The sequence below is a fragment of the Stenotrophomonas sp. YJH_SMC_57 genome (assembly GCF_059369755.1).
In genome coordinates, this window is the sequence record NZ_JCAFSZ010000007.1 from 75,791 (window position 1) to 94,995 (window position 19,205).

Here is a 19,205-nt window from a genome sequence, read left to right on the forward strand (position 1 = left end):
CGGCCGCTGGCCGGCAACCTCACGATCTTCGCCGACCCGCATCGGGTTGCCGGCCAGCGGCCGGCACTACCTGTAGATCCACGCGACGCGTGGATGAACGCGTGCGGACGTCAGACCTGCAGCAGCTTGCGGGCGGCGGCGCGCGCTTCCTTGCTCACTTCCACGCCGCCCAGCATGCGCGCCAGTTCTTCCTCGCGTGCCTTGCTGTCCAGCTTTTCCACCGCGCTCTGGGTCATGCCTTCCACCGGCGCCTTGCTGACCCGGTAATGCGCGTGGCCCTTGGAGGCCACCTGCGGCAGGTGGGTCACGCACAGCACCTGGCGCTTCTCGCCCAGCGCGCGCAGCTTCTGGCCGACGATGTCGGCCACCGCACCGCCGATGCCGGAGTCGACTTCGTCGAACACCATGGTCGGCACCGCATCCAGGTCCAGTGCCGCCACTTCGATGGCCAGCGAGATGCGCGACAGTTCACCACCCGAGGCGACCTTGCGCAGGGCGCGCGGCGGCTGGCCGGCGTTGGCCGCGACCAGGAACTCCACGCGCTCGGCACCCTGCGGGTCGGGCTTGCCGTTGTCCTGCGGCTCCAGTTCGATCAGGAACTGGCCGCCACCCATGCCCAGCTCGGCGATGATGCCGGTGGTGGTGGCCGACAGTTCGGCGGCGGCATTGCGACGGCTGGCGGTCAGCACTTCGGCCTGTACGCGCCAGGCCGCGGCGGCCTTGTCGATCTCGCCGGCCAGGCGCTGCAGGCGCTCGTCGGCGCCGCGCAGCTGCTCCACTTCGGCATGCATGCGTTCGCGCTGCGCGCCCAGCTCGTCCATCGGCACGCGATGCTTGCGCGCCAGGTCGTGCAGGCGGCCCAGGCGCCGCTCATTCTCTTCGAACTGCTCGGGGTCGGCGTCGAGGTCGTCATGCACGCGGTCCAGCAGCGAAAGGGCTTCGTGCAGCTGGATCGAGGCATTCTCGATCAGGCCGTCCACCTCCCCCAGGCGCGGGTCGTGTTCGATCAGGCGCGACAGCTCGTGGCGGACCTGCTGCAGCAGGTCCAGCGCGGAACTGCCGTCGTCGCCGTTGAGCTGGTTGCTGGCCGCCTGGCAGGCGCTCAGCAGGGCACTGGCATGGGCCTGGCGGCGGTGGCTGGCGCCGAGCGCGGCGATCGACTCCGGTTCCAGGTCCTCGCGGTCCAGTTCGCGCAGCTGGTGCTCCAGGAAGCCGATCCGGTCACTCACGTCGCCCTGTTGCGACAGCGCCTGCGACTCGTCGACCAGTGCCTGCCAGGCGGCGGCGGCGCGGCGCACCTGGCGGCGCTCCGCCTCGTTGCCGGCATAGGCGTCGAGCAGGGCCAGCTGCGACGGACGGGTCAGCAGCGCCTGTTGTTCATGCTGGCCATGGATCTCCACCAGCAGCGCGGCCAGGTCGGCCAGCTGTGCGAGGGTGACCGGACGGCCATTGATCCAGGATCGCGATCCGCCGTCGGCGCGGATCACGCGGCGCAGCTGGCACTGATCCTCATCGTCCAGCTCGTTGTCGGCCAGCCACTGGCGCGCTGCCTGCAGCTGGTCCAGCGCGAACTCGGCGGAAAGCTCGGCGCGGGCGGCGCCGTGGCGGACCACGCCGCTGTCGGCGCGCAGGCCGGACAGGAAGCCCAGCGCGTCGACCATCAGCGACTTGCCGGCGCCGGTCTCGCCTGAAACCACGGTCATGCCCGGCCCGAACTCCAGTTCGGTGGCGCGGACGACGGCGAAATCCTTGATCGAAAGATGTCTGAGCATGGGTAAGGGGTATCGGCAGCCGCGCAACGCTAGCACGCGGGCGAGGGAGGTCCAATGACTTGCCAAGGGGATGCGCCGCCATTATCTAGTGTCCGTGTCTCACAGGTTGATTCCATGCACGGTTCTCCCGACCAGCTTGCCCCGCGTGCGCGCCATCTGCTGCGCACGCTGATCGCGCGTTACATCCAGGACGGTGAGCCGGTCGGCTCGCAGACGCTGGCGCGTGTGGCCGGCCTGGAGGTCAGCCCGGCCACCATCCGCAACATCCTGGGTGACCTCGAGGACCTGGGGCTGCTGGCCTCGCCGCATACCTCGGCCGGGCGCATCCCGACCGCGCATGGCTACCGGGTGTTCGTCGACAGCCTGCTGCAGATGCAGCCGCCGGGGGAGGGCGAACTGGCCCGCCTGCGCCAGGAGCTGGCCGGCGGCGGCAGTACCCAGGCCCTGCTGGGCAGCGCCTCGGAGCTGCTGTCGGCGATGAGCCACTTCGTCGGCGTGGTCAGCGCGCCACGGCGCGAGCAGTTCGCCTTCCGCCAGATCGATTTCGTGGCGCTGGACGGGCGCCGGGTGCTGGCGATCCTGGTGTTTGCCGACAACGAGGTACAGAACCGGGTCATCGAGACCCGCCAGGAGTTCGCGCCGGGGCAGCTGGAGCAGGTCGCCAACTACCTCAACGCCCATTTCGCCGGGCTGCCGATGGCCGAGATCCGCACCCGCCTGCTGCTGGAGCTGCGCGATGCCCGCTCCGAACTGGAGCAGCTGCTGGCGCACAGCATCGAGCTGGCCGAGCAGGCCCTGCAACCGGCGGCCGACGACATGCTGGTGGCCGGCCAGACCCGGCTGATGGGCGTGCAGGACCTGTCCGACCTGGAGCGCCTGCGCGAGCTGTTCGAACTGTTCTCCAGCAAGCGCGAGATCCTGCAGCTGCTGGAGCGGACCATCCAGGCCCCGGGTGTACGCATCTTCATCGGCGAAGAAACCGGGATGATGCCGCTGCAGGGCGTTTCGCTGGTCACCGCCCCCTATACCGCCAACGGCCAGGTGCTGGGCGTGCTGGGCGTGATCGGCCCGAAGCGGATGGCCTACGACCGCATGATCCCGCTGGTCCAGGCCACCGCTGATGTGCTGGGCGCGGCCTTTTCGCCGGCCGGGCGCACGCCGGGAACATCCGACGCTTGAAACGCAGCATCCCGCCCACACTAGGGTGGGTGGAGGCGGAGATTGACCGCCAGGGACCCAGACATGAACCACGAACATCCAGATATCGAATCCCAGCAGAGTGCCGCCGATGCGGCCGCCGCCGCCGGCGTCAATGACGAAGTGGAGCGCCTGCGCGCCGAAGTCGAGCAGATCAAGGCCGATGCGCTGCGTGAGCGCGCCGACCTGGAGAACCAGCGCAAGCGCGTGGCCCGTGACATCGAGCAGGCCCGCAAGTTTGCCAACGAAAAGCTGCTGGGCGAGCTGCTGCCGGTGTTCGACAGCCTGGATGCCGGCCTGAAGGCTGCCGGCGATGACCCGCACCCGCTGCGCGAAGGCCTGGAGCTGACCTACAAGCAGCTGCTGAAGGTCGCCGCCGACAACGGCCTGGTGCTGCTGGACCCGACCGGCCAGCCGTTCAACCCGGAACACCACCAGGCGATCAGCCAGGTGCCGACCCCGGGCGCCGCCCCCGGCACCGTGGTGACCGTGTTCCAGAAGGGCTACCTGCTCAACGAGCGCCTGCTGCGGCCGGCGCTGGTGGTCGTGGCCGCCGACTGACCCGTGCCGGGCCGGGAGGCGGGAATGCCCGCGACCCGTCCCGACGCTGAACGCGCCGGACGACCGGAAACACAGCGTTCGGGAGATGGCTTGAATGTTCCACGAGCCTCCCCCACATCGTATTCATCCACCGGCCGAACGGCCGGACTGACCCCAACAAGCATCCTCAGGAGTCTCCCCCATGGGCAAGATCATTGGTATCGACCTCGGCACCACCAACTCGTGCGTGGCGATCATGGACGGCGGCAAGGCCCGCGTCATCGAGAATTCGGAAGGCGATCGCACCACCCCGTCGATCGTCGCCTACACCAAGGACGGCGAAGTCCTGGTCGGCGCCTCGGCCAAGCGCCAGGCCGTGACCAACCCGAAGAACACCTTCTACGCGGTGAAGCGCCTGATCGGCCGCAAGTTCACCGACGCCGAAGTGCAGAAGGACATCGCGCACGTCCCGTACGGCATCCTGGCCCATGACAATGGCGACGCCTGGGTGTCGACCAGCGACGGCAAGAAGATGGCGCCGCAGGAAATCTCGGCCAAGGTGCTGGAAAAGATGAAGAAGACCGCCGAGGACTTCCTCGGTGAGAAGGTCACCGAAGCGGTCATCACCGTGCCGGCCTACTTCAACGACAGCCAGCGCCAGGCGACCAAGGACGCCGGCCGCATCGCCGGCCTGGACGTCAAGCGCATCATCAACGAGCCGACCGCGGCCGCGCTGGCCTATGGCCTGGACAAGGGCGACAACAAGGATCGCAAGATCGTGGTGTACGATCTGGGCGGCGGTACCTTCGACGTGTCGGTGATCGAGATCGCCAACGTCGACGGCGAGAAGCAGTTCGAAGTGCTGGCCACCAACGGCGACACCTTCCTGGGCGGCGAAGACTTCGACAACCGCGTCATCGAGTACCTGGTTGAAGAATTCAACAAGGACCAGGGCATCGACCTGCGCAAGGATCCGCTGGCCCTGCAGCGCCTGAAGGACGCCGCCGAGCGTGCCAAGATCGAGCTGTCCAGCGCCCAGCAGACCGAAGTGAACCTGCCGTACGTCACCGCTGACGCCTCGGGCCCGAAGCACCTGAACATCAAGCTGACCCGCGCCAAGCTGGAAGCGCTGGTGGAAGACCTGATCAAGAAGTCGATCGAGCCGTGCCGCGTCGCCCTGAACGATGCCGGCCTGCGTTCGAGCGACATCAGCGAAGTGATCCTGGTCGGTGGCCAGACCCGCATGCCGAAGGTGCAGCAGGCGGTGACCGAGTTCTTCGGCAAGGAACCGCGCAAGGACGTCAACCCGGACGAAGCCGTGGCACTGGGTGCGGCGATCCAGGGCGGTGTGCTCGGCGGCGACGTCAAGGACGTGCTGCTGCTGGACGTGACCCCGCTGTCGCTGGGCATCGAGACCATGGGCGGCGTGTTCACCAAGATCATCGAGAAGAACACCACCATCCCGACCAAGGCGTCGCAGGTGTTCTCCACCGCCGAAGACAACCAGTCGGCCGTGACCGTGCACGTGCTGCAGGGTGAGCGCGAACAGGCCCGCTTCAACAAGTCGCTGGCCAAGTTCGACCTGTCCGGCATCGAGCCGGCCCCGCGTGGCCTGCCGCAGGTGGAAGTGTCCTTCGACATCGACGCCAACGGCATCCTGCACGTGTCGGCCAAGGACAAGAAGACCAACAAGGAACAGAAGGTCGAGATCAAGGCCGGTTCGGGCCTGTCCGAGGAAGAGATCGCACGCATGGTCGCCGACGCGGAAGCCAACCGCGAAGAAGACAAGAAGTTCCAGGAGCTGGTGCAGGCCCGCAACCAGGCCGATGCCCTGATCCACGGCACCCGCAGCGCGATCACCGAGCACGGCAGCAAGGTCGGCGGCGAAGTGATCGGCAAGGTCGAGGCGGCCCTGGCTGACCTGGAAACCGCGATGAAGGGTGACGACAAGGCACAGATCGAAGCCAAGTCGAAGGTGCTGGAAGAAGCGGGCCAGTCGCTGTTCGCCGCGGCTTCGGCCGACCAGGGCGGTGCCGCCCCGGGCGCCGACGCCGGCAACGCTGGCAAGGGCAACGACGATGTGGTCGATGCCGAGTTCACCGAAGTCAAGGACGACAAGAAGTCCTGATCCGGACCGACGCGGGACGCTGCCTGGCAGCGTCCCGTTGTCGCATCAGGGTCCTGGCCGCCACCGGCGTGTCGGGGCGCCCGACGCAAGAGCGGACCTGGTTCCGCTCTTCCGCTTTGACGAATCCCGACTTTCCGGAACCAGATTCACGATATGAGCAAGCGCGATTACTACGAAGTGCTGGGCGTTGCCCGCACCGCCACCGACGACGAGCTGAAGAAGGCCTACCGTCGCTGCGCGATGAAGTTCCACCCGGACCGCAACCCGGGTGATGCAGCGGCCGAAGCCTCCTTCAAGGAGTGCAAGGAAGCCTACGAAGTGCTGTCCGACGGCAACAAGCGCCGCATGTACGACAGCCACGGCCATGCTGCGTTCGAGCACGGCATGGGCGGTGGTGGCGGTCCGGGCGGCCCGGACATGAACGATATCTTCGGCGATATCTTCGGCAACATCTTTGGTGGTGCAGGCGGTGGCCCGCGCCAGGCCCGTCGCGGTGCCGATATCGGCTACGTGATGGAGCTGGACCTGGAGGAAGCGGTGCGTGGCGTCGAGCGCCGCATCGAGATCCCGACCCTGGCCGAATGCGGCGACTGCGATGGCAGTGGCTCCGAAGACGGCAAGGTCGAGACCTGCAACGTCTGCCATGGCCGTGGCCAGGTACGCATCCAGCGCGGCATCTTCGCCATGCAGCAGGCCTGCCACAACTGCGGCGGCCGCGGCCAGATCATCGCCAAGCCCTGCAAGACCTGCCACGGCAACGGCCGTGTCGAGGAAGACAAGGTGCTGTCGGTGAAGGTGCCGGCCGGTGTCGATACCGGCGACCGCATCCGCCTGCAGGGCGAGGGTGAGGCCGGTCCGGCCGGTACCCCGCCGGGCGACCTGTACGTGGAAGTGCGCGTGCGCGAGCACGCCATCTTCCAGCGCGATGGCGACGACCTGCACTGTGAAGTGCCGATTCGCATCTCGCAGGCCGCATTGGGCGACACCGTGCGCGTGGCCACCCTGGGCGGCGAGGCGGAGATCCGCATCCCGGCCGAGACCCAGACCGGCAAGCTGTTCCGTCTGCGCGGCAAGGGCGTGCGTTCGGTGCGCAGCCGCAGCGAGGGCGATCTGTACTGCCGCGTGGTGGTGGAGACCCCGGTCAACCTCACCAACGAACAGCGCAAGCTGCTGGAGCAGTTCGAAGCCACCTTCGTTGGCGAGGAAGCGCGCAAGCACTCGCCGAAGTCGGCCACCTTCATGGATGGCGTAAAGGGCTTCTGGGACCGCATGACGTCCTGAGTTTTTCAACGGACGCGTTGAACGGCAGCGCCGGGCCAAGCCCGGCGTTTTCGTTTGCGATCATCGGAAAAATGCCGCCGGCGTCTGCCCCAGCTGCCGCTTGAACATGCTGGTGAACGCGCTTGGGCTGTCATAGCCCATCGCCAGCGCCACATCGATGACCTTGTCACCCACTGCCAGGCGTTCCATCGCAGCCAGCAGCCGTGCCTGTTGCCGCCACTGGCCGAAGGTCATGCCCAGTTCGCTGCCGAAATGCCGCTGGATGGTCTTCACGTCCACCTCCAGTGCCTGCGCCCAGTCCTGCAGCGTGGCGTCATCGCCAGGGTGCTTCTGGATGTGCTGGCAGATCCGCTGCAGGCGCGGGTCGGTCGCGGCAGGCAGATGCAGCGGCAGCACGTCCATGCGATGCAGTTCGTCCAGCAGCAGGCGCACCACGCGGCCATCGCGGCTGTCTTCGATGTGCTCGCCCTTGATCAGCGTGGCGGCCTGCAGCAGCTCGCGCAGCAGGGGTGCCACCTGCACCGCGAACGGTTCGGCCGGCAGCTGCGGCGCGAACAACGGGTCGATGTACAGGCTGCGCATGTGCACGGCGGCGATGCAGTCGACCGCGTGCACCATGCCGGCCGGCATCCAGATCGCACGGGTCGAGGGCACCACCCAGCGGCCCACTTCCGAGCGCACCACCATCAGCCCCGAGATGGCATAGACCAGCTGGTGGCGCTGGTGCTTGTGGCCTGCGATGTGGGTACCGGCCGGGTACTGGGTGACCCGATAGGTGACCGGGCGATGCTGGGGGACGTCGCGCCAGGGCGCCGCCGGATCGACGTCGCTGCCAATGTCCTTTTTGCGATAGGCCATGACCCGAACGCGGCAGAAGGGAGGGGAGGGCAACCGTAGCATGCGTGGCTCGCCCCCAACCTGACTGCGTCCATGTCCGCCCTGGCTTCTCCTGCAACGACCTCACGCCCGGTGGCTCCCGGCGTGCTGGCTGCCATTTCCACCTCGCACGTGGTCAACGACATGATGCAGTCGTTGATCCTGGCCATCTATCCGGTGATCAAGGGCGGCTTCAATCTCAGCTTCACCCAGATCGGCCTGATCACCCTGACCTACCAGCTCACCGCCTCGATCTTCCAGCCGTTGGTCGGCATGGCCACCGACCGGCGCCCGGCGCCGTATTCGCTGCCGATCGGCATGGCCTCGACCCTGTGCGGCATGCTGCTGCTCGGCTTCGCATCGAGCTACGCCGTGGTGCTGCTGGCCGCCGCGATGGTCGGCATCGGTTCGGCGATCTTCCACCCGGAAGCCTCGCGCATTGCGCGGCTGGCCTCCGGAGGTCGTCATGGCTTCGCGCAGTCGGTGTTCCAGGTCGGCGGCAATTTCGGCACCGCGCTCGGCCCGCTGATTGCTGCAGCGGTGATCGTGCCGTATGGCCAGCATGCCGCCTCGTGGTTCGCCGGTGCCGCCCTGATCGGCATCGCGCTGCTGACCTATGTCGGCCGCTGGTATGCGCTGCACCTGGGCACGCCGCGTCCGGCCAGCACCGCGTCGATGGCGCCGCGGCATCCGCCGCGCACCGTGGCCAAGGTGCTGGCGATCCTGCTGGTGCTGATCTTCAGCAAGTACTTCTACATGGCCAGCATCGGCAGCTACTTCACCTTCTACCTGATCCACCATTTCGGCATTCCGGTGGCACAGGCGCAGCTGCACCTGTTCGCATTCCTGGTGGCATCAGCGGCAGGTGGTTTCCTGGGTGGCCCGCTGGGTGACCGCATCGGTCGCAAGCCGATCATCTGGACCTCGATCCTGGGTGTGGCGCCGTTCGCACTGATGTTGCCGCATGCGGATCTGTTCTGGACGACGGTGCTGGCGGTGCTGATCGGCTTCGTGCTGTCCTCGGCGTTCTCGGCGATCGTGGTCTACGCGCAGGAGATGATGCCGCACCGCATCGGCATGGTGTCGGGCCTGTTCTTCGGCTTTGCGTTCGGCATGGGCGGATTGGGCGCCGCCGTGCTCGGCCTGCTGGCAGACAAGACCAGCATCGAGTACGTCTACCAGTTGACCGCGTTCCTGCCGCTGCTCGGCATCGTGGCGGCGTGGCTGCCGCCGTCGCGGCCTGCTGCTCACTGAGGGGTTCTGGTTTGCAGGGCTTGCAGCCCTGCACCTGCTACAAGCCAGAGCCGAAGCAACAGCAGAAGCGGGCTATCCGTGGGTTGGCGGGGTGGGTCCGGTTGAGGGGGACGCTGCAAGTACGTCCATGTAAGCTCGGTCGCCGCATCCATGCGGCTCACGCCCCCTCAACCGGACCCACCCCGCCTTCGACAGTTTTTCGCGATCTGTCAGAGCGGCGTTTTGCTCTGGTAGGTGTCGACCTTGGTCGACACGGATGAATTCATTCGATGTCTCACTGATGTGTCGACCAAGGTCGACACCTACCAACAGCACACGGAATCTGTCAGAGGTGGGGCGGTGTCGGAGTGCGGGGTGTCCGCGGCATGGATGCCGCGGCCAAGCCCCCATGGGTGAGGGCGCTTTGCTTGCGAAGCACTGCTTCGCAAGCGCCCGAACGCACAGCCGCCAGCGGCTGGGCCGGACCGCGGAGCGGGGTTCACGGCGTCCCCGCACTCCGGCACCGCCCCGCCTCCCCACGGAATGCCCGTTTTTGACGTTGACGTTGACCTGGCTTGCAAGCAGGTGCAGGGCTGCAAGCCCTGCCGAACCCTCCACCGGGCGTAGAATGCTGGCATGAGCGAATCCCTTGACAACCACCTGGTCCACGGCCGCCGCCAGCGGCCCGACGGCCCGTCGCCGATCGATGTCATCTCGGTCCAGTCGCAACTTGTCTACGGCCACGCCGGCAACAGCGCCGCCGTCCCGCCGATGCGCGCGCTCGGCGTGCGCGTGGCGGAAATCCCGACCGTGCTGCTCAGCAACGCGCCGTTCTACGACACCACCCGCGGCCGCGTGCTGCCCGCCGACTGGTTCGCCGATCTGCTGCTCGGTACCTACGAACGCGGCCTGCCGCAGCGGGCCAGGATGCTGGTGTCCGGTTACTTCGGCAGTACCGCCAACGGTGCGGCGTTCGCCGACTGGCTGGACGAGATCCTGCCGGCCTGCCCGCAGCTGCGCTACTGCCTGGACCCGGTGATCGGTGATACCCATACCGGGCCCTATGTCGAGCCTGGCCTGGAAGCAATCTTCGCCGAGCGCCTGCTGCCGCATGCCTGGCTGGTCACGCCGAATGCATTCGAACTCAATCGGCTCACCGGCATGCCCGCGCTGGCCGAGGCCGATGCCATCGCCGCCGCCCGTACGTTGCTCGACCGTGGTCCGCAGTGGGTGATCGCGCACAGCGTCGGTGGAAACCCCGGTGAGCTGGTAACCCTGGCGGTGGGACGCGAGGAAACCTGGCGCTGGACCTCGCCGCTGCTGCCGGTGGATGTGGCAGGCACCGGCGATGTGCTGATGTCACTGGTAGTGTCGTTCCTGCTGCGCGGCGAATCGATGCAGCAGGCGATCTCGCGCGCCATTGCCGGTACCCATGCGGCGCTGGAGGCGACCCTGGACAACGGCTTCGAAGAGTTCGACGTTATTGCCGCAGCGCCTGCTGCGCTGGCCGAAGGTACGCGCTTCCGCGCCGAACGCGTGGCATGAGCGGTCTGCACGAACACACGCCGCGCACGGTCGGCATTGTCGGCAGTGCCGGCGCCTACGGGCGCTGGTTGAGCCGCTTCTTCCAGCAGCACATGCAGCTGCAGGTGATTGGCCATGATCCCGCGGACCCGGCTTCACACACGCCGGAGCAGCTGCTGGCGCAGGCCGATGTGCTGGTGTTCTCGGCACCGATCCGGCACACGCCCGCGCTGATCGCCCAGTACGTGCAGCAGTCCGCGGGGCGCGAGCAGGACCGCCTGTGGCTGGACGTGACGTCGGTGAAGGAAGCGCCGGTGCAGGCGATGCTGGCCTCGCAGGCTGAAGTGGTCGGCCTGCATCCGATGACCGCACCGCCCAAGGCACCGACGCTGAAAGGCCGGGTGATGGTGGTGTGCGAAGCGCGGCTGCAGCACTGGCAGCCGTGGGTCGACGCGTTGTGCGCGGCGCTGCAGGCCGAGTGCGTGCGTGCCACCCCGCAGCACCATGACCAGATGATGGCGCTGGTACAGGCGATGGTGCATGCCAGCCACCTGGCCCAGGCTGGGGTGCTGCGCCAGTACCAGCCGCAGCTGGGCGACCTGGCCGCGATGATGCCGTATCGTTCGGCGTCGTTCGAGCTGGATACCGCGATCATTTCGCGCATCCTGTCGTTGAATCCGGTCATCTACGAAGACATCCAGTTCGGTAACCCGTACGTGGCGCCGATGCTGGAGCGGCTGATCGGCCAGTTGCAGTCCCTGCAGGCACAGGTCGGGCAGGGCGACGACGGTGCACGCGGGGCATTCCGCGAGCAGCTGTTGTCGGCCAACCGCAGCGCCTTCGGCGAGCAGGCCCTGGCTGACGGCAACTACACCTTCGAGCGCGTGGGCTACCTGCTGGCGGACCTGACCGAGCGCAATGCGCTGTCGGTGCATCTGCCGGAAGACCGGCCCGGTTCGCTGCGTGAGCTGCTGAATGTGTTCGAGCAGCACGGCATCAGCCTGGCCTCGATCCACTCTTCGCGCACGCCCGGCGGCGAAGTGCATTTCCGAATCGGTTTCGTTGCGGGCAGCGACCCGATGGCGATCGCTGCGTCGGCGGCCGAGGTGGACGCCAGCGGCATCGGCCGGGTGCTCGGCTGAATTCATCCACAGGCAGTGTGGATGATTTCTGCGCAAACATGTGGATAACCGCGCGCAGGCCTTGGTCCGCAAGGCTGTCAAGATGCCTGGCGATAAATTGACCACACCTCTTTGTAGCGTCGACCGATGCTCGACTGCTTTTCGCAGCCGCGTCCGTCAGGCGCGGCGATAAAGCCAGTGCCCACCAAGGTGGGCACCCACCAGGCAGGGTGGCAGTGCTAGATCGTCAGCCGCAGTTCTCCGCCGCTGGTGGTGAACTCGCGGCCGTTGCGCACCAGCTGGCGGCCATCATCCAGCTCGTAGCGCGGCGTAGCCTCGGAGTGGTGCCCGCTGCCATTCGCCTCGGGCTTGAACTCGATGATGATGTGGCTTTCGCCATTGCTGTCGACGGCGGGAAACTGACGGAACGACATCGTGCACCTCCTTCTACGGACTACGAACGCTGCTTTTCGTCGCCAGCTTGGTCCGGCCGATGTTAGGCGACCGTCATCAATCGATGAACTGTAGCCTTGCCAGTTCAGCGTACAGACCGCCTTCGGCCAGCAACTGTGCGTGCGTGCCCTCGGCCACGATACGGCCCTGGTCCATCACCACGATGCGGTCGGCCTTGAGCACGGTGGCCAGGCGGTGGGCGATCACCAGCGTCGTGCGGCCGGCCATCAACCGCTCCAGCGCCTGCTGCACGCTGTACTCGCTCTGCGCGTCCAGCGCGCTGGTGGCTTCGTCCAGCAGCAGGATCGGTGCGTCCTTCAGCAGGGCACGGGCAATCGCCACGCGCTGCTGCTGGCCGCCGGAGAGGCGGGCGCCGCGCTCACCCAGTTCACTGTCGTAGCCCTGCGGCAACGCGCGCAGGAAGCCATCGGCCTCGGCTGCGCGCGCGGCCTGCTCGACCTCGTCGTCGCTGGCCTGCAGGCGGCCATAACGGATGTTCTCGCGCGCACTGGCCGCGAACAACGTCGGCTGCTGCGGTACCAGCGCCAGCTGCGCGCGCAGTTCGGCCGGGTCGGCCTGGCGCACGTCGACGCCATCCACGCAGACGCGGCCGCTGGCCGGATCGTGGAAACGCAGCAGCATCGACAGCACCGTGCTCTTGCCGGCGCCGGACGGGCCGACCAGGGCGACGGTCTCGCCGGGCTGCACGTGCAGGCTGAAATGATCCAGCGCGGCCTGGTCCGGCCGCTGCGGGTAATGGAAGACCACATCGTCGAACTGGATTTCGCCACGCAGCAGCTGCGGCAGCGCGTGCGGCTGTGCCGGCGCGCGGATCTCGATGTCTTCCTGCAGCAGCTCACCGATGCGGCCCATGCCACCGGCCGCACGCTGCAGTTCGTTCCAGACTTCGGCCAGCGCGCCGACCGAGCCGCCGCCGATCAGCGCATACAGCACGAACTGGCCGAGGGTGCCGGCGCTCAGGCGCCCGTCGATCACGTCGTGTGCACCCAGCCAGAGCACTCCCACGATGGCGCCGAACACCAGCAGGATGGCGCTGGCGGTGACCAGCGACTGCGCGCCGATGCGGCGGCGTGCGGCCTTGATCGCGTCGCCAAGCGCATGGTCGAAGCGGCCGCGTTCGTACGGCTCACGGGCATGGGCCTGCACCGTACGCACCGCACCGAGGGTCTCGCTGGCCAGGCTGTTGGCATCGGCGATGCGGTCCTGGCTGTTGCGCGCGACGGTGCGCAGCTTGCGCGCGCCGATGATGATCGGCAGCACCGCCAGCGGGATGCCGAGCAGCGACCACGCTGCCAGCCTCGGGCTGGTGACGAACAGCATCGCCAGGCTGCCGACCACGGTCACGCTGCTGCGCAGGGCGACCGACATCGTTGAACCGACCACGCTGCGCAGCAGTTCGGTGTCGGCGGTCAGGCGCGAGACCAGCTCACCGCTGCGGCTGCGGTCGTGGAAGCCGGCGCCCAGCTGGATCAGATGCGCGTACAGCTGGCTGCGCAGGTCGGCGACCACCTTTTCGCCCAGCAGCGACACGAAGTAGAAGCGCGCCGCGGTACCCAGCGCCATCACCACCGCCACCAGCATCAGCAGGGCGAACGCACGGTTGATCTGGCCGCCGCTGCTGAAGCCGTGGTCGATCATCTGCTTCACGGCCGGCGGCAGGCTCAGCGTGGCTGCCGAAGAGACAGCCAGGGCCAGCAGCCAGGCCGTGAACAGGCCACTGTGGCGGCGCACGAACGGCCATAGCGTGCGCAGGCTGCCAAGGCGGCGCAGCGGCGGGGTCGAAGCGGGGGCGTCGTCCTTGTCAGTCATCCTGGTCGTCGTCTTGTATGCGGATACGGTCACGGGTGGCGTCGCGCAGGCGGATTTTCAATGCGTCGACCTGATCGGCAGGCAATTCGACCCGCAGGCACACGCCATTGGCATCGAACTGTTCATCACGTTTCCCGGCACCAAAAGCAGGCAGGGTGGCATGCAGGCTGCCCAGGTCCTCGAAGCCGGCCAGCAGCTGCAGTCGGGCCATGGTGACCAATGGAAGGCGTGGGGCGGTACGCAGGCACTCGGCGGCGGCACCGCCGTAGGCGCGGACCAGGCCGCCGGCACCGAGCTTGATGCCGCCGAACCAGCGCGTCACCACCACCATCACCCGGTCGAAACCCTGGCCATCGATGGCAGCCAGGATCGGCCGCCCGGCGGTGCCTGCGGGTTCGCCATCGTCGCTGGAACGGTAGTCCTGCCCATGGCGGTAAGCCCAGCAGTTGTGCGTGGCATCGGCCACTGCAACCTGCTGCAGGAACGCCATCGCTGCCGCGGCGCCATCAATCGGCGTGGCATGGGCAATGAAACGGCTGTGTTTGACTTCCAGCGTGTGGCTGACCGGCTGGGCGAGGGTATCGGGCATCTCCACCATTCTACGGTGTTGCGCCCGGCCTCCGCGGGCCTCAGTCGTCCAGCAACGGGCGCAGGTCGCGCGGCAGGCGCGATTCCGGATACTGCTCGATGTAGCGTTCCAGGCTGGCGCGGGCAAGGTCGCGCTGGCCCGCATCGCGGCGGTCGCGGATTTTTTCCAGCCATTGCCGGCGCGGCAGGCGCGCGTCGGCGCCGACTTCGGCCTGCACCGCATCGGCGCTCAGGCTGGCATCGCTGCTGCGGCGCATGACGCCTGCGGCTGAACGGCTGGCGGCCTCGCGCTTCATCGAGGTGATCTGTACCCGATCCAGTGCCTGCGCCGGTTCGGCGTTGGCTGCGGCGTCGTCCATGGCCGCCTCGGCCGGGCGTGCCTTGAGCGCCGCTGCCGGAGCGGGCGCGAAGGCCGGAGCAGCTGCCGAGTAGGCCGCCGGGGCCGGTGGCGCAGGCGGTGCCGCTGCAGGAGCGGCCGACGGTGTTGCAAGAGCTGTATCGGCGGCGGCATCGGCGGCGGCCTCGGCCGCCCTTGAACGCGCGGCGCGTGCCGGTGCGTCCACGGGTTCGGGCTTGGGTGCTGCGGCCATTGCGGGTGCCCGCGCGGGGGAAGCCGGTGCGGGCGGGGCGGGGGCCATCGGAGTCGCCATCGGAGCAGCCTCGGGCGTTGCCGGTGGCGCGGCCGGTTCCGGGATTGCTGCCGTACCGTCCGCGGCACCGGCTGCAGCAGCAGGCGCTGCAGCGACGGCTGCATCACCTGCCGGGGCCGGTGGTGGTTCCGGGCGCAGCTGCCAGGCGATGCCGATGGCGAACACCATCGAGGCGGCGATACCGAACACGGCCGGCCAGCGCGAGCGCGAGCGCCGTGCGCGGGGCGCTTCCGGGGAGGCGGCGGTTGCGGCGGCCGGTGCGTCCACGGCGGCGCGCGCCGCGGCCAGGATGGCGGCGTCGAGCGCGGCCGGCGGCGCCTGTTCGGCGCGACGGCCGAGCAGGCGGGCCAGCTCGCGTTCTTCCGGCGTCAGCGGTTCGTCTCGGTTCATGCGTTCAATCCCGCACGCAGCTTGTCCATCGCATAGCGCAGCCGCGATTTCACTGTTTCCCGGCCTACGCCGGTGATCTGGCCGATCTCCTCCAGGCTCAGTTCCTGATCCAGCCGCAGCTGCAGCACTTCGCGCTGCTCGGGCGGCAGTTGTTCCAGCGCCAGCTGGATGCGGCGACGTTGTTCGAATTCAGAAAGCTCGGCTTCCGGGGTCTGCCCATCCTCGATCGCGGCCAGGCGCAGGTCGGCGTCGGCTGGTGCGGAGGGACGATGGCGGGCGGCACGCCAGTGATCGTTCAAGCGGTTATGGGCGATGCGGAACAGCCAGGTGCTGAATGCCGCCTCGGGCTGCCAGCCGGCGCGGGCGCTGATCACCCGCTGCCAGACGTCCTGGAAGATCTCCTCGGCCAGCGCGTTGTCGCGCAGTTGCCGCAGCAGGAACCCGAACAGCCGCTTGCGATGGCGCGCATACAGGCTTTCGAACGCGCGCAGGTCACCACCGGCCCAGGCCAGCATCAAGGCTTCATCGGTTGGCAATGCGCTGGCTTCCACGGCGTACAGGGTAAGGCCTGCAGGCGATGGCGCATAGCCGGTGGCGAGGGCGGGCAGGGCAGGGTTCATGGCGCGCAAGGGGCTACGGACAGCAGGAAAAACGTACGGGCGCACGATTCGGGGTTTGCGGGCTTCCATTGCCCCCCGGGTGGCGCGCTATGCTCGACGGCTCAGGGGAGGCGACGCACAGACGGCGCCAAGAGATTGTCATTTGTCCACGTATGCTGAACCGGCGGAAGAGCCACCACACGAGGTCGTGCTGAGCACGGCGCTGGTGCGCGCGCTGCATGCGCTGTTGCCGGAATCGGCGGTGGTCTGCGTGGGTTGGGACGACCCGCAGCTGGGCTGCGGCCAGAGCGGGTGGCCCTTGCTGGCGGTTAAGGGTTGCGCCTCCGGGGAACCCGGCATCGGCGACGGCCAGCACGGCTGGGAGTACGACGGTGCGCGGCTGCTGCTGTCGGTGGCCGGCGCGGCGCCTTCGTCCGCGTGGTGGGGGCTGGCCCGGCAGGCGATGGAGCTGGCGCTGCAGCGTGGCCGCCAGGCCGGGCAGATCAAGGCGCTGGAAGAGGCCGAGCGCCTGCAGCAGGCGTTGTTCCAGATCGCCGACCTGGCCGGTGCCGACCTTGAGATGGGCGAGATGCTGCGCCACGTGCACGGCGTGCTGGGCACGCTGATGTACGCGGAGAACTGCTACATCGTCGAGTACGACGATGTGCGGGACCAGATCCGCTTCCTGTACTTCGCCGACCAGGTTGATGATTTCGTGGCCGATCCATCGCAGAGCCACGCCGCCAGCGAGATGCCTCGCAGCCTGACCGTGGCGCTGCTGCGCCATGGCAGGCCGCTCAGTGGCCCATCGCGCGAACTGCTGGCGCGGGTGATGGAGCAGGAGCACGACCCCCAGCGCGGGCCGGAAAGCCTGGACTGGCTGGGCGTGCCGATGCTGCGCGATGGCCGCGTATGCGGCGCCATCGTGGTGCAGAGCTATGAACAGGCTGCCCGCTATGGTGAAGCGGAGCGGGCCCTGCTGGGGTTCGTGGCCCAGCACGTGCAGACCGCCATGGACCGGCGCCAGGCGCAGGTACGGCTGGAGCAGCAGGTGGAAAGGCGCACGCAGGAACTGCAGCGCGCCAACCACAGCCTGCAGGATGAAGTGACCGAGCGCCGTCGCGCCGAACAGCTGCAGACCGCGCTGTACAACATTGCCGAGATGGCGATGTCGGCCGACAGCCTGGCCCAGTTCTACGGGCAGGTGCATGGCGTGGTCGGGCGCCTGCTCGACGCGCGCAACTTCTACATCGCGCTGGTCAACCCGGCAGGCAACGGACTGGATTTCGTCTATTCGGTGGACGAGCACAATGCCAGTCGTGCGCCGCGACCGTTCAGCCGCGGCCTGACCGAGTACGTGGTGCGCAACCGGCGCCCGTTGCTGGCCTCGCGTGCGCAGATCGACGCGCTGCTGGCCACCGGCGAAGTGCGCGAATCCGGCGCCCGCTCGCATTGCTGGCTGGGCGTGCCCCTGCTGCGCGACGATGAAGTGGTGGGCGCGATCGTGGTGCAGAGCTACAGCGAGAGCAGCACGTTCAGCGTGCACGACCAGCGCCTGTTGACCTTCGTCGCGCAGAACATCGGCACCGGCCTGGCCCGCCAACGTGACCAGCAGCGGCTGCGTTCGGCGCATGCCGAGCTGGAAAAACGGGTGGAGGAGCGCACCCGTGAACTGGCCGAGGTGAATGAAAAACTACTCGGCCAGATCGGCGAGCGCCTGCGCGCGGAACAGCGCCTGACCCACCAGGCCATGCATGACGCGTTGACCGGCCTGCCCAACCGGTTGCACCTGCTCGACCGCCTGCAGGATGCGCTCGCGCTGGCCAAGCGTGAGGGCGGCCCGGTGTTCGCCGTGCTGTTCCTCGACCTGGACCGTTTCAAGCTGGTCAACGACAGCATCGGCCATGCCGCCGGCGACCGCATGCTGGTGGAAGTGGCCAAGCGCATCGTGTCGATGGCCGGCCCCGAGGATGTTGTGGCACGGCTGGGCGGCGACGAGTTTGCCGTGCTGCTGCAGTGCCCGCAGGGCTTGGCACAGGCATTGGACTTCGGCCAGCGGTTGCTGCTGGCATTGCAGGAATCGATGTGGATCGCCGGGCGCGAGCTGTTCCCGTCCGGCAGCCTGGGCATCGCCTTGTGGAACCCGCGCTACCGCACTGGTGAAGAACTGCTGCGCGATGCCGACGCGGCGATGTACCGGGCCAAGGCGCAGGGCCACGATCGTTGCTCGATCTTCGATGAGGACATGCGCGAACAGGCAATGCGCAGCCTCGACCTGGAAGCCGATCTGCGCCGCGCGATCAACAACCGCGATTTCGTTCCCTTCTACCAGCCGATCGTGCGCCTGTCCGATGGCGAGGTGGTCGGGCACGAAGCGCTGCTGCGCTGGCAGCACGAGCGCCGTGGCCTGCTGCTGCCGGGCGCGTTCCTGGAGCTGGGCGAGGAAAGCGGCCTGATCGAACAGGTCGACTGGCTGATCTACGAGCAGGTCATCGCTGGCCTGGGCAAGGGCGGCCAGGGCTACGTCTCGGTGAACGTGTCGCCGCGCCATTTCCGTTCGGCGGAATTCAGTGATCGCCTGTTCGGCCTGCTCGACACCTGCGGTGCCGATCCGCGCAGGCTGCGCCTGGAGATCACCGAGGTGGCGCTGCTGGACGATGGCCCGCATACGCTGCGCATCCTGCAGGGCCTGCGCGAGCGTGGCATCCAGGTGCAGCTGGACGATTTCGGTACCGGTTTCTCGGCGCTGTCCTACCTGCACCGCTTCCCGATCAGCACGTTGAAGATCGACCAGAGTTTCATCGCCGGCCTGCACGGCCCGGAAGTGCAGAGCACGCGCGCGCTGGTTGAAGGCGTGCTGTCGCTGGCGCGCACGCTGGGCATCGAGACCATCGGTGAAGGCATCGAGACCGAGGCGCAGCGGCAGACCCTGCGCGAACTCGGCTGTGATTACGGCCAGGGCTACCTGCTGGGCCGGCCTGCGCCCCGGGTGCACGCGGTGGCCTGAGCCGCCGCGTGCTGTT

At 67.9% G+C, this 19,205-nt stretch carries 15 protein-coding genes; 8 read left to right on the top strand and 7 right to left on the bottom strand.

From position 1 onward, the window contains the following. Nucleotides 1–110 precede the first annotated feature (110 nt). Nucleotides 111–1,772: a DNA repair protein RecN gene (recN, locus tag AC5P7U_RS11050; protein ID WP_006434170.1), complete on the bottom strand. Its 1,662-nt coding sequence runs from the start codon at nt 1,770–1,772 to the stop codon at nt 111–113. 114 nt (nt 1,773–1,886) lie between these two features. Between recN and hrcA the strand changes: the two genes are divergently transcribed. The 4 genes from hrcA (at nt 1,887) to dnaJ (ending at nt 6,918) form a co-directional block, all read left to right on the top strand. Continuing rightward, entirely contained in the window at nt 1,887–2,951 is a 1,065-nt protein-coding gene (gene hrcA, locus AC5P7U_RS11055) for a heat-inducible transcriptional repressor HrcA (protein ID WP_008266321.1), read from the top strand. A 63-nt stretch (nt 2,952–3,014) separates the two neighbouring features. After that, complete coding sequence (gene grpE / locus AC5P7U_RS11060) at nt 3,015–3,530, top strand: nucleotide exchange factor GrpE (RefSeq protein WP_008267012.1); 516 nt, start codon at nt 3,015–3,017, stop codon at nt 3,528–3,530. Nucleotides 3,531–3,711: 181 nt separating this feature from the next. Continuing rightward, the gene (gene dnaK / locus AC5P7U_RS11065; protein ID WP_006434175.1) at nt 3,712–5,637 is read left to right on the top strand and encodes a molecular chaperone DnaK; all 1,926 of its coding nucleotides are present in this window, start codon (nt 3,712–3,714) and stop codon (nt 5,635–5,637) included. A gap of 153 nt (nt 5,638–5,790) precedes the next feature. Further along, nucleotides 5,791–6,918, top strand: a complete 1,128-nt coding sequence (gene dnaJ / locus AC5P7U_RS11070; RefSeq protein ID WP_006434177.1) for a molecular chaperone DnaJ — start codon at nt 5,791–5,793, stop codon at nt 6,916–6,918. Nucleotides 6,919–6,978: 60 nt separating this feature from the next. On the opposite strand, the gene AC5P7U_RS11075 is transcribed toward dnaJ, so the two are convergent. Continuing rightward, nucleotides 6,979–7,776, bottom strand: a complete 798-nt coding sequence (locus AC5P7U_RS11075) for an AraC family transcriptional regulator (RefSeq protein ID WP_197564965.1) — start codon at nt 7,774–7,776, stop codon at nt 6,979–6,981. A 72-nt stretch (nt 7,777–7,848) separates the two neighbouring features. Here AC5P7U_RS11075 and AC5P7U_RS11080 point away from each other — a divergent pair, with 72 nt between their 5' ends. The 3 genes from AC5P7U_RS11080 to AC5P7U_RS11090 all read left to right on the top strand — a co-directional run bounded on the left by AC5P7U_RS11080 (nt 7,849) and on the right by AC5P7U_RS11090 (nt 11,693). Continuing rightward, nucleotides 7,849–9,048: an MFS transporter gene (locus AC5P7U_RS11080; RefSeq protein ID WP_053449491.1), complete on the top strand. Its 1,200-nt coding sequence runs from the start codon at nt 7,849–7,851 to the stop codon at nt 9,046–9,048. A gap of 615 nt (nt 9,049–9,663) precedes the next feature. Next, nucleotides 9,664–10,572, top strand: a complete 909-nt coding sequence (pdxY, locus tag AC5P7U_RS11085; RefSeq protein ID WP_197564575.1) for a pyridoxal kinase — start codon at nt 9,664–9,666, stop codon at nt 10,570–10,572. Next, complete coding sequence (locus AC5P7U_RS11090) at nt 10,569–11,693, top strand: prephenate dehydrogenase (protein WP_197564576.1); 1,125 nt, start codon at nt 10,569–10,571, stop codon at nt 11,691–11,693. Before pdxY ends, AC5P7U_RS11090 begins: the two co-directional genes overlap by 4 nt. 218 nt (nt 11,694–11,911) lie before the next feature. Here AC5P7U_RS11090 and AC5P7U_RS11095 read toward each other — a convergent pair whose 3' ends face one another. The 5 genes from AC5P7U_RS11095 to AC5P7U_RS11115 form a co-directional block, all read right to left on the bottom strand. After that, nucleotides 11,912–12,106 carry a hypothetical protein gene (locus AC5P7U_RS11095; protein ID WP_005416191.1) on the bottom strand — a complete coding sequence of 65 codons (195 nt, stop codon included), beginning with the start codon at nt 12,104–12,106 and terminating at the stop codon, nt 11,912–11,914. Nucleotides 12,107–12,182: 76 nt separating this feature from the next. Then, entirely contained in the window at nt 12,183–13,955 is a 1,773-nt protein-coding gene (locus AC5P7U_RS11100) for an ABC transporter transmembrane domain-containing protein (protein WP_197564577.1), read from the bottom strand. Continuing rightward, nucleotides 13,948–14,544: an IMPACT family protein gene (locus AC5P7U_RS11105; protein WP_049458065.1), complete on the bottom strand. Its 597-nt coding sequence runs from the start codon at nt 14,542–14,544 to the stop codon at nt 13,948–13,950. The genes AC5P7U_RS11100 and AC5P7U_RS11105 overlap by 8 nt, the downstream gene beginning before the upstream one ends. A gap of 40 nt (nt 14,545–14,584) precedes the next feature. Further along, nucleotides 14,585–15,583, bottom strand: a complete 999-nt coding sequence (locus AC5P7U_RS11110; protein WP_197564578.1) for a hypothetical protein — start codon at nt 15,581–15,583, stop codon at nt 14,585–14,587. Continuing rightward, nucleotides 15,580–16,098 carry an RNA polymerase sigma factor gene (locus AC5P7U_RS11115; RefSeq protein WP_308309300.1) on the bottom strand — a complete coding sequence of 173 codons (519 nt, stop codon included), beginning with the start codon at nt 16,096–16,098 and terminating at the stop codon, nt 15,580–15,582. Before AC5P7U_RS11115 ends, AC5P7U_RS11110 begins: the two co-directional genes overlap by 4 nt. Before the next feature lie 247 nt (nt 16,099–16,345). On the opposite strand from AC5P7U_RS11115, the gene AC5P7U_RS11120 reads away from it, so the two are divergent. Beyond that, complete coding sequence (locus AC5P7U_RS11120) at nt 16,346–19,189, top strand: bifunctional diguanylate cyclase/phosphodiesterase (RefSeq protein ID WP_197564580.1); 2,844 nt, start codon at nt 16,346–16,348, stop codon at nt 19,187–19,189. Nucleotides 19,190–19,205 lie beyond the last annotated feature (16 nt).

What these genes read in the sequence shown, in the direction of transcription:
- recN (WP_006434170.1), bottom strand. Translation starts at nt 1,772, where the DNA reads ATGCTCAGACATCTTTCGATCAAGGATTTCGCCGTCGTCCGCGCCACC.
- hrcA (WP_008266321.1), top strand. Translation starts at nt 1,887, where the DNA reads ATGCACGGTTCTCCCGACCAGCTTGCCCCGCGTGCGCGCCATCTGCTG.
- grpE (WP_008267012.1), top strand. Translation starts at nt 3,015, where the DNA reads ATGAACCACGAACATCCAGATATCGAATCCCAGCAGAGTGCCGCCGAT.
- dnaK (WP_006434175.1), top strand. Translation starts at nt 3,712, where the DNA reads ATGGGCAAGATCATTGGTATCGACCTCGGCACCACCAACTCGTGCGTG.
- dnaJ (WP_006434177.1), top strand. Translation starts at nt 5,791, where the DNA reads ATGAGCAAGCGCGATTACTACGAAGTGCTGGGCGTTGCCCGCACCGCC.
- AC5P7U_RS11075 (WP_197564965.1), bottom strand. Translation starts at nt 7,776, where the DNA reads ATGGCCTATCGCAAAAAGGACATTGGCAGCGACGTCGATCCGGCGGCG.
- AC5P7U_RS11080 (WP_053449491.1), top strand. Translation starts at nt 7,849, where the DNA reads ATGTCCGCCCTGGCTTCTCCTGCAACGACCTCACGCCCGGTGGCTCCC.
- pdxY (WP_197564575.1), top strand. Translation starts at nt 9,664, where the DNA reads ATGAGCGAATCCCTTGACAACCACCTGGTCCACGGCCGCCGCCAGCGG.
- AC5P7U_RS11090 (WP_197564576.1), top strand. Translation starts at nt 10,569, where the DNA reads ATGAGCGGTCTGCACGAACACACGCCGCGCACGGTCGGCATTGTCGGC.
- AC5P7U_RS11095 (WP_005416191.1), bottom strand. Translation starts at nt 12,106, where the DNA reads ATGTCGTTCCGTCAGTTTCCCGCCGTCGACAGCAATGGCGAAAGCCAC.
- AC5P7U_RS11100 (WP_197564577.1), bottom strand. Translation starts at nt 13,955, where the DNA reads ATGACTGACAAGGACGACGCCCCCGCTTCGACCCCGCCGCTGCGCCGC.
- AC5P7U_RS11105 (WP_049458065.1), bottom strand. Translation starts at nt 14,544, where the DNA reads ATGCCCGATACCCTCGCCCAGCCGGTCAGCCACACGCTGGAAGTCAAA.
- AC5P7U_RS11110 (WP_197564578.1), bottom strand. Translation starts at nt 15,583, where the DNA reads ATGAACCGAGACGAACCGCTGACGCCGGAAGAACGCGAGCTGGCCCGC.
- AC5P7U_RS11115 (WP_308309300.1), bottom strand. Translation starts at nt 16,098, where the DNA reads ATGCTGGCCTGGGCCGGTGGTGACCTGCGCGCGTTCGAAAGCCTGTAT.